The following is a 12,850-nucleotide window of genomic DNA, read 5'->3' as shown; positions in this document are numbered from 1 at the left end:
GTCGGTGAAGAGGGATTCGAACCCCCGACCCTCTGGTCCCAAACCAGATGCGCTACCAAACTGCGCTATTCACCGACTTAATTCTTTTTTCAACGAATACTGATATTATAATCAATACCCTAAAATATGGGGTGGCTAACGGGATTCGAACCCGCGACAACCGGAATCACAATCCGGGACTCTACCAACTGAGCTATAGCCACCAATGTTTCTTTGCCAATACGATCCTGTCCGGAATGGCGCGCCCGAAAGGATTCGAACCTTCGACCTTTGGCTCCGGAGGCCAACGCTCTATCCAGCTGAGCTACGGGCGCATGCCCTATCGGCGGAGGTGAATATTACGGATCAGTGCCCCTGTCGTAAAGTATTTTTTTTAGTTTTTTTCTCGTTCGCTGCAAATATAGGCAAATAACTGTTGATTCGTATCATACAAAAGCAGCCACCTAGTTTATCGCAAGGAAAATAGGGGATATAATCACGATGTTTTTACATATTAAACATTTTGTAAATAATCACTGCCTTGTCTCAACAGTTTGACTAACAACAAGCACGAATAAGACTGTGGCAATCGCACATAATATCTGGAAGTGTAAGGTGAGCTCAATGGAATTTTCTCTTCGACAACTTATGGTAGCGGCCGTTGCTGCCCTGGCATTTACCGGCACCGCTGTGGCCGCCGACATGTCAGACGAAGCTATCGCAGAACGTATCAAACCGGTAGGCTCCGTTTACCTTGAGGGCGATGCCCCAGCAGGCCCAGCGGTTGCTGCCGGCCCTCGTAGCGGTGATGCTGTCTACGGTACCTTCTGTGCAGCCTGTCATGGAACGGGAGTCATGGGTGCACCTAAGATTGGTGATGCAACAGACTGGAGCCCTCGAATTGCCAAGGGCAACGATGTATTGGCTGACCACGCTATCAATGGCTTCAATGCCATGCCGGCAAAAGGCTCATGTATGGACTGTAGCGATGACGAAATTATGGCCGCCATTGACCACATGATTGAAGGCCTATAAATAATCCTTTTCCCTACAATGAAAAAAGCGAGCGCCTTGCGGCCCTCGCTTTTTTATTACATCCAACAGTATCAACTGCTTTATTTCTTGAACATCGCCCGAATATTGGCGATGTGGGCCTGGCCCTTTTGCATTCGTTGCTCCTGGGTCATCGGCTTTTTGTCCGCTTCCCATTCCAAGTCATCCTGTGGCAACTCGAACAAGAATCGGCTCGGCTCAGGCTTGATCAGCTCACCAAACTGTCGGCGCTCCTTACACAAGGTAAAGGTCAGCTCCTTCTGGGCCCGGGTGATCCCCACATAAGCCAAGCGGCGCTCTTCCTCAACATTATCCTCGTCGACACTCGTCTGGTGAGGCAAAATGCCCTCTTCGGTACCTACCAGGTAAACATAAGGGAACTCAAGGCCTTTGGAAGCGTGCAGCGTCATCAGCTGGACCTGATCGGCATCATCATCGTCTTCGCCCCGCTCCATCATGTCGCGCAGGGTCAAACGCTGAACCACTTCTTTAAGCGTCTTCTCTTCCTGATCGTAGTTATCCCCTTCGAGATCAGCCGTTATCCAGCTATACAGATCCGAGACGTTCTTCATCCGCATCTCAGCCGCTTTCGGGCTGGCAGAGGTTTCGTACAACCAGTCCTCGTAATTGATATCGCGTACCAGCTGGCGCACCGCTGCCACGGTATCGCCGCGTTCGGCGTTATCGGACAGCTCGACTACCCAGCGGGTAAAGCGCTGCAGGGACTCCAGACCACGGCCGGACAGGTGCTGCTCGAGCCCCAACTCAAAGCTGGCGGCAAACAAGCTCTTGCCACGCATGTTGGCATAGGTACCAAGCTTCTCCAGCGTCACCGGGCCAATCTCACGGCGCGGGGTGTTGACGATACGCAAAAACGCATTGTCGTCATCCAAGTTGGTCAGCAGGCGGAGGTAAGCCATGATGTCCTTGATTTCGGCACGCGAGAAAAAGGAGGTACCGCCGGAAATCTTGTAGGGGATCCGGTTTTGCATCAGCGCCTTTTCGAACAGGCGTGACTGGTGGTTACCGCGGTATAGGATGGAGTAATCCTTGTACTGGGTATTGTTAAGGAAGCGGTGGGCAATCAATTCCCCCACCACTTTCTCCGCTTCGTGCTCCTCGTTTTTGGCCGTGATCACCTTGAGCATCTCGCCGTCGGGGATCTCCGAAAACAGGGTCTTTTCGAACACGTGCGGGTTGTTGGCAATCAAAATGTTTGCGGTGCGCAGAATACGGCTGGTCGAACGGTAGTTCTGCTCCAGCTTGATCACTCTCAAGGTAGGGAAATCTTTATTGAGCTGTACCAGATTTTCCGGCTGGGCCCCTCGCCAAGAATAGATGGACTGGTCATCATCGCCAACCACGGTAAAGCGGGCGCGCTCACCCACCAGCAATTTCACGAAAATGTACTGGCTGGTGTTGGTATCCTGATATTCATCCACCAGCAGGTAGCGGATCTTGTTCTGCCAACGCTGGCGTACTTCCTGGTTGTCCCGCAGCAGCAATACCGGCATCAAAATCAAATCATCAAAGTCGAGGGCGTTATAGGCCTTCATCTGGCGCTGGTACATGTCGTAACAATAGGCAAACATCTGATCGCGCTCACTCGAAGCACGAGCCTTGGCCTCTGCCGGCGACAGCATGTCATTCTTCCAGTTGGAAATCGTGGACAGCAGCTGCTTGAGCAGATCCTTATCGCCATCGATCTGCTTCTCTGTCAGCTCCTTGAGCAGGGCCATCTGATCTTGGTCATCAAACAGGGAGAAGCTCGCCTTGAGCCCGAGCGCCTTGTACTCACGGCGGATGATATTGAGCCCCAGGGTATGGAAGGTCGAGACCATCAAGCCCTTGGCTTCTTGCTTGCCAAGAGTCTGGCCGACCCGCTCTTTCATCTCCCGGGCTGCCTTATTGGTAAAGGTCAACGCCGCGATATTACGGGCTTTGTAGTCACACTGCTGAACCAGATAGGCAATTTTATTGGTGATCACCCGGGTCTTGCCCGAGCCAGCGCCGGCAAGGACCAAACACGGTCCGGCGACGTATTTTACCGCTTCGTTTTGCCTTGGGTTCAGTTTCATTGACTTATCCTGTGTTGATCTTCGGGTCAGCAGGCGCATTGTAGCGGGTTCACCGCCATTGTCTATTCGACTACAAATCAAGCCTGCTTATCCCGACGACATAAAAAATTGCTTGCACATATAATCAGGCACCATAGAATGATGAATGAACATTCATTCACCATCTTTTTTTACAACTGCCTTTTATGAGTGACAAGAAAAAACGCATCCTCCAAGCAACAGAAAAGTTGCTGGCGGAACATGGCTTTCACGGGATTTCGATGCAAATGGTGGCCAAGGAGGCAGGGGTAGCCGCAGGGACGATTTATCGCTACTTCGAGGACAAAGACGATCTGTTGCACCAGCTTCATGATCACATTTTGGCCTATGTCGCGAACAAAATCAGCCAGAACGTGTCAGATGACATGCCGTTGCAGCATAGGTTTCGCACTATGTGGTTAAACATCTGGAATATGGCAACCCAGGAAGATGCCCCACTGATCAACCGAGGCCAGTTCGAAAACCTGCCCCGGCGCGAAAGCCATGAACAAAAACTATTAGAAAAGAAAATGTTCGCCAAGGTGAATACGTTATTCGAGGAGGGCAAGGCTTCAGGCCTGTTCAAAAACCTCGATAACGAAATCTTGAGCGCACTAAGCCTTGAGCCGAGCGCTTGCTTGGCCCGCAAACATATAAACGGCGTTTACCATGTCAGCGACGAAGCCCTAGAAGCAGCAATCCAAGCCTCATGGGACGCCATTATTCAGCATTAACATTACATTAGCTAACTTCGGAGCACACCCAACAATGAAAAAATGGATAGTGATGCTACTGGTCGCGATTCTGCTTTTCGGCAGCGTGATTGGTTTCAATCTCTTCAAACAACAAAAAATCGCCGAGTATATGGCCAATATGCCCGAGCCAGATTTTCCAGTCACGGTAACAACAGCGGCTCCAAGCAACTGGGTACCGGCCATCGAAGCTATCGGCTTTATCGAGCCTAATCAGGGTGTCACCATCACCACTGAAGTATCGGGTGTGATCCAAAGCATCGATTTTGAATCTGGTGCAACCGTCAAAGCCGAGCAGCAGTTGCTGGCCTTGGACTCAGACGTGGAAATTGCCAACCTGAAGAGCTCCCAGGCCCGCCTTCCAGCCGCCAAAGCCAAATATGAGCGCTACCGCGGCCTCTTCAAAAAAGGTTCTATCTCCAAAGAAGCCTTTGATGATGCCGAAGCCTCTTATTTCTCACTGGTTGCCGATATCGAAAGCCTGAAAGCGACAATCGAGCGCCGCACCATCAAGGCACCGTTTGACGGCGTAGTTGGTCTTCGCAATGTGTTCCTGGGTGAATACATTCAGCCTGGTAAGGACGTGGTACGCCTTGAAGATACTTCACTGATGAAACTGCGCTTTACCGTGCCGCAAACCGATATCTCTGAGATCCATTTGGGCCAGAAAGTAGAGATTTTTGTTGATGCTTATCCGGAAACGCCATTTAGCGGCGAAATCAGTGCTATCGAGCCGGCGGTCAACTACCAGAGTGGTCTGGTTCAGATCCAAGCAGACATCCCGAATAACGAAGGCCAGCTTCGCAGTGGTATGTTCGCCCGTGCTCACATTATCCTGCCAACGCTGGAAGATCAGATCATCCTGCCGCAGACAGCCATCACCTATACCCTGTATGGCGATAACGTCTACCTGGCAAGCGAAGACGAAAACGGTGTATTGCGCGTAACGCAATCCGTGGTCAAAGTCGGTGAACGCAAAGGTAACAGCGTCCATATCCTTGGCGGCGTGAAAGCAGGCGATACCGTGGTCACTTCAGGCCAAGTACGTCTGAGTAACCACGCTAAAGTCCGTGTGGTTGAAAGCAACTCGCTGGAAGCCCCAGCTGAAACCCCAATGCTGTGATCCGGAGGAGACATGCGCTTTACAGATGTTTTTATTAAACGTCCTGTGTTAGCGGTATCGATCAGCTTTTTGATCGCCCTCCTTGGCCTGCAGGCAATCTTCAAAATGCAGGTCCGGGAATACCCTGACATGACCAATACCGTAGTAACGGTAACCACCAGCTACTACGGCGCCAGTGCTGATCTGATCCAGGGCTTTATTACCCAGCCACTGGAGCAGGCCATCGCACAGGCTGACAATATCGACTTCATGACCTCGTCCTCGGTGCTGGGCTCGTCGACCATCACAGTCACCATGAAGCTGAACACAGACCCGAATGCGGCGCTGGCCGATATCCTAGCCAAGACCAACTCGGTCCGTTCGCAGCTGCCTAAGGAAGCCGAAGACCCGACAGTAACCATGTCGACCGGCTCGACGACGGCGGTGATGTATATCGGTTTTACCAGTGATGAATTGGTATCAAGCCAGATCACCGACTACCTCGAGCGAGTGATCAACCCGCAGCTATTCACCGTTAACGGTGTGTCCAAGGTTGACCTGTACGGCGGGATGAAATACGCCCTGCGTGTTTGGTTGGATCCGGCCAAAATGGCGGCCTACAGCCTGACAGCCTCAGACGTGATGAACGTACTGAATGCCAACAACTACCAGTCGGCAACCGGTCAGGCTACCGGCGAGTTCGTGCTATACAACGGTACGGCCGATACTCAGGTAACCAATACTGACGAGCTGGAAAAACTGGTTGTTTCCACCCAGGAAGGCCAGGTGATCCGCCTTGGTGATATCGCCAAAGTCACCCTGGAAAAGAGCCACGATGTCTACCGCGCTTCTGCCAACGGTGAAGAGGCTGTCGTAGCAGCAATAAATGCGGCACCGAGCGCCAACCCGATCAACATCGCAGCCGATGTCTACGAGCTATTGCCTGAGCTGCAGCGCAATATGCCAAGCAACATCTCGATGAACATCATGTACGACTCGACCATTGCGATTAACGAGTCGATCAATGAGGTTATCAAGACCATTGCCGAAGCGGCGCTGATTGTACTGGTGGTGATCACCCTGTTCCTGGGCTCACTGCGTGCGGTTATCATCCCGATTGTCACCATCCCGCTATCACTTATTGGTGTTGCCATGGTGATGCAGTCCTTCGGTTTTTCTTGGAACCTGATGACCCTGCTGGCGATGGTACTGGCCATCGGTCTGGTGGTAGATGACGCCATCGTTGTATTGGAAAACGTCGACCGCCACATCAAGGAAGGGGAATCGCCGTTCCGTGCAGCAATTATCGGTACCCGTGAAATCGCCGTACCGGTTATCGCCATGACCCTGACGCTGGGTGCGGTATATGCCCCTATCGCCATGATGGGGGGGATCACCGGCTCGCTGTTCAAGGAGTTCGCCCTGACCCTGGCCGGTGCGGTATTCGTATCGGGGATCATCGCCCTGACGCTATCGCCGATGATGTGTTCGAAGATGCTCAAGGCCAACGAAAAGCCAAGCAAATTCGAGACCTCAGTCCATCACTTCCTCGATCGCATGACCAACCGCTACGAGAAGATGCTTGGCGGGATCATGAAAATGCGCCCGGTAGTGATTGTATTCGCCCTGATCGTATTCGGTACCCTACCGCTGCTGTTCAAGTTCATCCCGAGTGAACTGGCACCATCGGAAGATAAGGGCGTACTGGTAATGATGGGTACGGCGCCGTCTAACGCCAACCTTGATTACATCGAGAACACCATGGGTGAAGTTAACCGCATCCTGGTTGACCAACCTGAAGTGGCTTTCGCTCAGGTCTTCTCCGGCGTGCCTAACTCCAACCAAGCCTTTGGTATCGCCTCTATGGTGCCGTGGAGCGAGCGTGAAGCTAGCCAGGCAGACGTTGTTAAGCGGGTCACTGACTTGGTGAAGGACGTGCCGGAAATGGCAGTAACGGCATTCCAGATGCCTGAACTACCAGGTGCGGGCTCAGGCCTGCCGATCCAGTTCGTGATCACTACGCCGAACAGCTTCGAGAGCCTGTTCCAGATCAGTAGCGATATCTTGGGCAAGGTGAAAACCAACCCGATGTTCGTCTACTCGGATCTCGATCTGAACTACGACTCGGCAACGATGAAGATCAAGATCGACAAGGACAAGGCCGGCGCCTACGGCGTGACCATGCAGGATATCGGTATGACCCTGAGTACCATGATGGCCGACGGTTATGTTAACCGTATCGACCTCAATGGCCGCTCTTACGAGGTGATCCCGCAAGTTGAGCGTAAATACCGCCTCAACCCGGAATCACTCAAGGGGTACTATGTCCGAGCGGCTGACGGCAATGCCATTCCACTGGGTAGCCTAGTAACGATTGAAGTGATCTCCGAGCCTCGCTCGCTACCTCACTTCAACCAGCTAAACTCGGCAACCGTCGGTGCGGTACCGGCGCCGGGCGTCGCCATGGGTGATGCGATCAACTGGTTCCAAAGCGAAGCTGCGAGTACGCTGCCGGCCGGTTACCAGTATGACTTCATGGGTGAGGCCCGTCAGTTCGTAACCGAAGGTAATGCGCTGTACACCACCTTTGCCCTGGCACTGGCGATCATCTTCCTGGTGCTGGCAATCCAGTTCGAATCGCTGCGTGATCCGCTGGTTATCATGGTCTCGGTTCCGCTGGCTATCTGTGGTGCCCTAATCGCCCTGGCGTGGGGCGCAGCCTCGATGAACATCTACTCCCAGGTCGGTTTGATCACCCTGATTGGTCTTATCACCAAGCACGGTATCTTGATTTGTGAGGTCGCCAAAGAAGAGCAGTTGCACCACAAGAAAGATCGTATGGCAGCCGTCATGGAAGCGGCGAAAATTCGTCTGCGTCCAATCCTGATGACCACTGCGGCGATGATTGCTGGTTTGATCCCGCTACTTTACGCCACAGGCGCAGGTGCGGCCCAGCGCTTTAGTATCGGTATTGTTATCGTTGCCGGTCTGGCGATTGGTACGGTGTTCACCCTGTTTGTACTGCCGGTGATTTACACCTACCTAGCTAGCATCCACAAACCGTTACCAATCTTTGTCGAGGACAAAGATCTGGAAAAGCTTAAGCGTGCCGATGAAGCACGCAACGCTCTGAAAGAAGCGCACGATTGCTAAGCAAATAGACTGCGAACCAAGAGGCCGTTTTAACGGCCTCTTTTATTTTGTACCAACAGCAACGACAATCCTGTTATATTTGAATAAAATAACGACAACAGATGAAATGCCGTTACGGAGTTAACTAAGCTATGTTTGATCCAAAGAAACTTGAGCAAGTGGCCAAGCAGATCCAGGACGCGATGCCTCAGCCAGTTAAAGAGCTGGGTAATGATGTAGAACAGAAAGTTCGCCAAGTGATCCAAGCACAGCTTGGTAAATTGGACGTGGTTAGCCGCGAAGAATTTGATGTACAGACTCAGGTGCTGCTACGTACCCGCCAAAAGCTATCAGCCCTTGAGCAGAAGCTTGAAGAGCTAGAAGGCCGTATGGCGCCAAAGGCTGATACTGAGCAAGAATAAGCGCTTTGCTAACCAATAACAAAAAAGCCCGGATAATCATCCGGGCTTTTTAATATTCAATCTTCAGGGGGCTTAGCCACCCACAGCGATACGCTTCATGTCTGTCATGTAGCCACGCAGCTCTTCGCCGATGTACTCAACCGGATGGTTGCGGATAGTGTCATTCACGGCAATTAGGGTCGCGTTATCCACCTGGTTAGATGTCTCGCCTAGGCCCTTACCGATCACATCCGTACCAACTGACGGCATGAACTTCTCACGCAGTAGCGGTGTAGCTACGTTTGCGAACAGGTAGTTACCGTATTCAGCCGTATCAGAGATAACCACGTTCATCTCGTACAAGCGCTTACGGGCAATAGTATTGGCAATCAGTGGTAGCTCGTGCAGCGACTCGTAGTACGCCGATTCTTCGATGATGCCAGAAGCCGTCATTGCTTCGAACGCCAGTTCAACACCAGCACGCACCATAGCCACCATCAAGATACCGTTGTCGAAGTACTCTTGCTCAGAGATTTCTACGTCTGTATCAGGATAGTTTTCGAATTGAGTTTCAGCGGTTTCGCCACGCCAACCCAGCAGGTTGGCATCGTCGTTCGCCCAGTCAGCCATCATGGTGCTAGAGAAGTGACCAGTGATAATGTCATCCATATGCTTGTTGTAAAGCGGACGCATCAGCTCTTTCAGCTCTTCAGACAGTTCAAAGGCTTTCACTTTCGCCGGGTTAGACAGACGGTCCATCATGTGAGTGATACCACCGAACTTCAGAGCTTCGGTGATAGTTTCCCAACCGTACTGAAGAAGCTTACCGGCGTAGCCTGCATCAACACCATCGGCAATCATCTTTTCGTAACATACAATCGAGCCAGCCTGCAACATACCACAAAGGATAGTCTGCTCGCCCATTAGGTCAGATTTCACTTCCGCAACGAAAGATGACTCCAACACACCTGCGCGGTGACCGCCAGTCGCAGCAGCCCAGGCTTTTGCGATTTCAAGGCCATCGCCCTGAGGGTCATTCTCTGGGTGAACCGCAATCAGCGTCGGAACACCGAAGCCACGCTTGTACTCTTCACGTACCTCAGTACCTGGGCATTTCGGAGCAACCATTACCACCGTGATATCAGGGCGGATTTGCATACCTTCTTCAACGATGTTGAAGCCGTGAGAGTAACCCAGTGATGCACCTTGCTTCATCAGCGGCATCACCGTTTCAACCACATTGGTGTGCTGCTTATCTGGAGTCAGGTTAACAACCAAATCTGCTTGCGGGATCAGTGTTTCGTAGCTACCTACTTCAAAACCGTTTTCTTTTGCATTCTTGTAAGACTGGCGCTGCTCGTCGATAGCAGCCTGACGCAGGGCATAAGCCACATCAAGACCAGAATCACGCATGTTCAGACCTTGGTTAAGGCCCTGGGCACCACAGCCAACAATAACGACTTTCTTACCTTTTAGGTAATCAGCCTCGTTGGCAAACTCGTTGCGATCCATGAATCGGCAACGGCCTAGTTGATCTAATTGCTGGCGAAGATTTAGGGTGTTGAAATAATTAGCCATAACAGCAAACTCCGTGAATTCTATTCCTTGGGCCGACAGTGCTTGTCGAATAATCCGATAGTAGATCACGCAGTAAATTGCGCAAAGTGATATATTCACAATAAGTCATTGCAAAAAGTGCAACATGGAAGATGAACATAAAAACCTTGCAGTTATTCCTTCACCTGTGCGAATCAAAAAGCTTCAGCCAAACCGCCCAGGCCATGCATATCAGCCCATCCGCTCTTAGCCGGATCGTCCAGCGACTAGAAGAAGATTTAGGGCAAACTCTGTTCGTCCGTGATAACCGAAGTGTCGAACTGACCTCTGCCGGGCAGAGCCTCTTGCCAACCGCCGCGCTAATTGTGTCCAATTGGCTGGAAGTAAAAGCCGAGCTTGCTGACCACCACCACAAGCTGCAGGGTAAGCTCAAGCTATTTTGTTCCGTCACGGCCAGTTACAGTCACCTGCCAGATATCCTCAACCGCTTCCGCCAACTCTACCCCCAAGTAGAAATACAACTGCTTACTGGCGACCCAGCCCAAGCCATCGATAAAGTTCAGAACGATGAGGCCGATATAGCAATTGCAGCCAAACCTGACACCTTGCCGGGCAAGCTAGCCTATACAGAGCTCGACAATGTCTCGATGTCGGTTATCACACCTCTATTACCGCCACCGAGCTTACAAAAAGCCTTAGCAGACCCACCTAACTGGGCCAGCCTACCTTTTATTTTGCCAGAATCCGGGACGGCAAGAGATAAAGCCGACAAATGGCTAAAAACAAAAAAAATAAAGCCACAAATTTATGCCCAGGTCGGTGGCCACGAAGCGATTGTCAGTATGGTCGCGCTGGGCTGTGGGATCGGTATAGCCCCTGATGTGGTGATAGAAAACAGCCCGGTAGGAAACAAGGTCAAGCGGTTAGAAAAAGAAAAAGTGCATCCGATGCAATTAGGGCTGTGTTGTAAACAAAGCCGACAAAATGAGCCGTTACTCTATGCGCTACTCAATCTGTTTGGCTGCAATTAATTTTCAATGGAATAATAATAATGCCTCAACCAATCTTAACTCATTCGTACTACTCTGATTTTTACGCAGCCAAGGGCTATGACTTTCTAAAACAAGTCGCGCAGAGCTACCGCACTCCGCCAAACCTAATTATTTTTTCAGTCATGCATTGCTACGAAGGCTCCTTGCCTTATATCAACGTACTGGCAGAACTTGCCCATCAATTAATATTTGTTCCAAAGGGTGCAACCGCCAGTGGCAACAGCACCATTAAAAAGACCATAGAAAAGCTGCCAAGCTGCACGATAGCCAACGATACCGTTACCAAAGAACAATTGCGTGATCCTCTTTTCGCAGAAACCTTTATTCGCCAACACATCTCAGCAGACAGCAAATTCCTGTTGCTCGATCATGGCGGATATTTCTCCCATGCCATCGAACATCTCGGCAGTGTTTTCCAAGAACAGCTTATCGGGATCACTGAGCTTACCGCCAATGGTTTGTACAAGTACCTTAACCGAGCGATGCACCATCCTCTGGTGACCGTCTCCCATCTCAGTATCAAAGCCCCTGCCGACTATGAAGCTTCGGAATGTATTGTTCACTATTCCGATCAGATCCTGCGCGAAGAGTTTGGCCTCAAGCTCAATAATGATGGTTTTCTCAAGGTTGGGGTGATAGGGGCAGGAAATCTCGGCTGCGGGGTGATCCAGTACCTCAAAGGTAAAGCAATCGGCAATATTTATGTCGCCGACCTCGACCCTAGACGATTGACCCAATTTCCCCGCAATGGTGTCCAGGTATGCTCGATAGAGCGCTTGGTTCGAGAGTGCAACCTTATCTACTGCTGTACCGGTAATGGTGCCATTCCGGAGCACCTGCTCGATACCATCAGTGATAACAGCTTTATTGCCACCGTCACCTCTGCTGATGATGAACTCAACCTCCCCTCCTTGATCGCTAATGGGGCACTGACTGAGGTTGGGGGAAATAAGCTGATCCGCGAATACCAAACCCGGCTGGGCCATCGCCTCTATCTTTTAGCCGGCGGCGAATCGGCCAATACACCATTCAAAACCGGTATGGGTGATCCAACCCTGTATCTGTTTGAAGCAGCTCATATGCTGGCAGGACTCCAGTTGCTCTGCGAGCCAGAAAGATTCAAGTCTGGCATCCAGCCATTGAGCGAAAGTGATGAGACAGCTATCGCCGAACACTGGTTAAGGCACTTTTATAATTATCAGTAGGGGAAGCGGTCCTGGGTCCTGAGTCCTGAGTCCTGAGTCCTGAGTCCACAGGCAGCATTTGCCGATAGCAACAATATATCAATCTCTTGCTTTTCCTAGGACCGGCTCCACCAAGAGCCTTGCTCTCTACCTCTCACCCCAAGCCATTAGCCCTCTGGCCTGAAATGTAAAAAGCCCTGCTATCACTAGCAGGGCTTCTAAATTCATATCGATGTTAGATTTTATATTACTGCCCTTTAGCTAAGGAGAAGCTTTTGATCCTATGCTTTCCCCGAGCCTAGGTCCTGCTCTTCCAAGGTCCTTACGTTTTTCCGGAGGCCAAAACGTAAAAAAGCCCAAGCATTTCTGCTTGGGCTTAGTATAAGTGGCGGAGGGCCGGGGTCGCGCACGACCGGGACTCAAGCCGAAGGCTCGTGAGAGTTCAATCTAAAACCTATAAACGATAAAAAGCCCCGCTGTTTCCAGCGAGGCTTCTTAATAAGTGGCGGAGCGGACGGGACTCGAACCCGCGACCCCCGGCG

Annotated in this window: 9 protein-coding genes and 3 tRNA genes; 7 read left to right on the top strand and 5 right to left on the bottom strand. The window is 51.3% G+C overall.

Annotated features, from left to right (window positions below):
* Window position 1 precedes the first annotated feature (1 nt).
* The 3 genes from R2X38_RS26395 to R2X38_RS26385 form a co-directional block, all read right to left on the bottom strand.
* Window positions 2–75 (bottom strand) — tRNA-Pro (locus R2X38_RS26395).
* 52 nt (window positions 76–127) lie between these two features.
* Window positions 128–203, bottom strand: a tRNA-His gene (locus R2X38_RS26390).
* A 34-nt stretch (window positions 204–237) separates the two neighbouring features.
* Window positions 238–314: transfer RNA gene (locus R2X38_RS26385), tRNA-Arg, on the bottom strand.
* Window positions 315–603: 289 nt separating this feature from the next.
* On the opposite strand from R2X38_RS26385, the gene R2X38_RS26380 reads away from it, so the two are divergent.
* A complete protein-coding gene (locus R2X38_RS26380; protein WP_317525324.1) occupies window positions 604–1,014 on the top strand; it encodes a cytochrome c5 family protein in 411 nt (136 codons plus the stop codon).
* An 80-nt stretch (window positions 1,015–1,094) separates the two neighbouring features.
* Here R2X38_RS26380 and rep read toward each other — a convergent pair whose 3' ends face one another.
* A complete protein-coding gene (rep, locus tag R2X38_RS26375; RefSeq protein WP_317525323.1) occupies window positions 1,095–3,110 on the bottom strand; it encodes a DNA helicase Rep in 2,016 nt (671 codons plus the stop codon).
* A gap of 185 nt (window positions 3,111–3,295) precedes the next feature.
* Between rep and R2X38_RS26370 the strand changes: the two genes are divergently transcribed.
* The 4 genes from R2X38_RS26370 to ubiK all read left to right on the top strand — a co-directional run bounded on the left by R2X38_RS26370 (window position 3,296) and on the right by ubiK (window position 8,536).
* On the top strand, window positions 3,296–3,862 hold the full coding sequence (locus R2X38_RS26370) for a TetR/AcrR family transcriptional regulator (RefSeq protein ID WP_317525322.1): 567 nt from the start codon (window positions 3,296–3,298) through the stop codon (window positions 3,860–3,862).
* Window positions 3,863–3,896: 34 nt separating this feature from the next.
* A complete protein-coding gene (locus R2X38_RS26365; protein ID WP_317525321.1) occupies window positions 3,897–5,003 on the top strand; it encodes an efflux RND transporter periplasmic adaptor subunit in 1,107 nt (368 codons plus the stop codon).
* Window positions 5,004–5,015: 12 nt separating this feature from the next.
* Complete coding sequence (locus R2X38_RS26360; RefSeq protein WP_317525320.1) at window positions 5,016–8,135, top strand: multidrug efflux RND transporter permease subunit; 3,120 nt, start codon at window positions 5,016–5,018, stop codon at window positions 8,133–8,135.
* Window positions 8,136–8,266: 131 nt separating this feature from the next.
* Entirely contained in the window at window positions 8,267–8,536 is a 270-nt protein-coding gene (ubiK, locus tag R2X38_RS26355; RefSeq protein WP_317525318.1) for a ubiquinone biosynthesis accessory factor UbiK, read from the top strand.
* A gap of 72 nt (window positions 8,537–8,608) precedes the next feature.
* Here the strand turns inward: ubiK and ilvC are convergent, their stop codons facing one another.
* A complete protein-coding gene (gene ilvC, locus R2X38_RS26350; protein WP_317525317.1) occupies window positions 8,609–10,093 on the bottom strand; it encodes a ketol-acid reductoisomerase in 1,485 nt (494 codons plus the stop codon).
* Between the two features lie 131 nt (window positions 10,094–10,224).
* On the opposite strand from ilvC, the gene ilvY reads away from it, so the two are divergent.
* Together ilvY and R2X38_RS26340 are read left to right on the top strand one after the other, a co-directional pair.
* Complete coding sequence (gene ilvY / locus R2X38_RS26345; RefSeq protein WP_317525316.1) at window positions 10,225–11,103, top strand: HTH-type transcriptional activator IlvY; 879 nt, start codon at window positions 10,225–10,227, stop codon at window positions 11,101–11,103.
* 20 nt (window positions 11,104–11,123) lie between these two features.
* Window positions 11,124–12,329, top strand: a complete 1,206-nt coding sequence (locus R2X38_RS26340) for an S-adenosyl-L-homocysteine hydrolase (RefSeq protein WP_317525315.1) — start codon at window positions 11,124–11,126, stop codon at window positions 12,327–12,329.
* Window positions 12,330–12,850: the final 521 nt, after the last annotated feature.

Source organism: Photobacterium rosenbergii (assembly GCF_033022775.1).
In the GTDB taxonomy this organism is placed as follows: domain Bacteria; phylum Pseudomonadota; class Gammaproteobacteria; order Enterobacterales; family Vibrionaceae; genus Photobacterium; species Photobacterium rosenbergii_A.
This window is presented reverse-complemented; position numbering and strand designations above follow the sequence as displayed.

Excerpts from the sequence above, each read along its gene's own strand:
- R2X38_RS26380 (WP_317525324.1), top strand. The coding sequence starts at position 604 with ATGGAATTTTCTCTTCGACAACTTATGGTAGCGGCCGTTGCTGCCCTG.
- rep (WP_317525323.1), bottom strand. The coding sequence starts at position 3,110 with ATGAAACTGAACCCAAGGCAAAACGAAGCGGTAAAATACGTCGCCGGA.
- R2X38_RS26370 (WP_317525322.1), top strand. The coding sequence starts at position 3,296 with ATGAGTGACAAGAAAAAACGCATCCTCCAAGCAACAGAAAAGTTGCTG.
- R2X38_RS26365 (WP_317525321.1), top strand. The coding sequence starts at position 3,897 with ATGAAAAAATGGATAGTGATGCTACTGGTCGCGATTCTGCTTTTCGGC.
- R2X38_RS26360 (WP_317525320.1), top strand. The coding sequence starts at position 5,016 with ATGCGCTTTACAGATGTTTTTATTAAACGTCCTGTGTTAGCGGTATCG.
- ubiK (WP_317525318.1), top strand. The coding sequence starts at position 8,267 with ATGTTTGATCCAAAGAAACTTGAGCAAGTGGCCAAGCAGATCCAGGAC.
- ilvC (WP_317525317.1), bottom strand. The coding sequence starts at position 10,093 with ATGGCTAATTATTTCAACACCCTAAATCTTCGCCAGCAATTAGATCAA.
- ilvY (WP_317525316.1), top strand. The coding sequence starts at position 10,225 with ATGAACATAAAAACCTTGCAGTTATTCCTTCACCTGTGCGAATCAAAA.
- R2X38_RS26340 (WP_317525315.1), top strand. The coding sequence starts at position 11,124 with ATGCCTCAACCAATCTTAACTCATTCGTACTACTCTGATTTTTACGCA.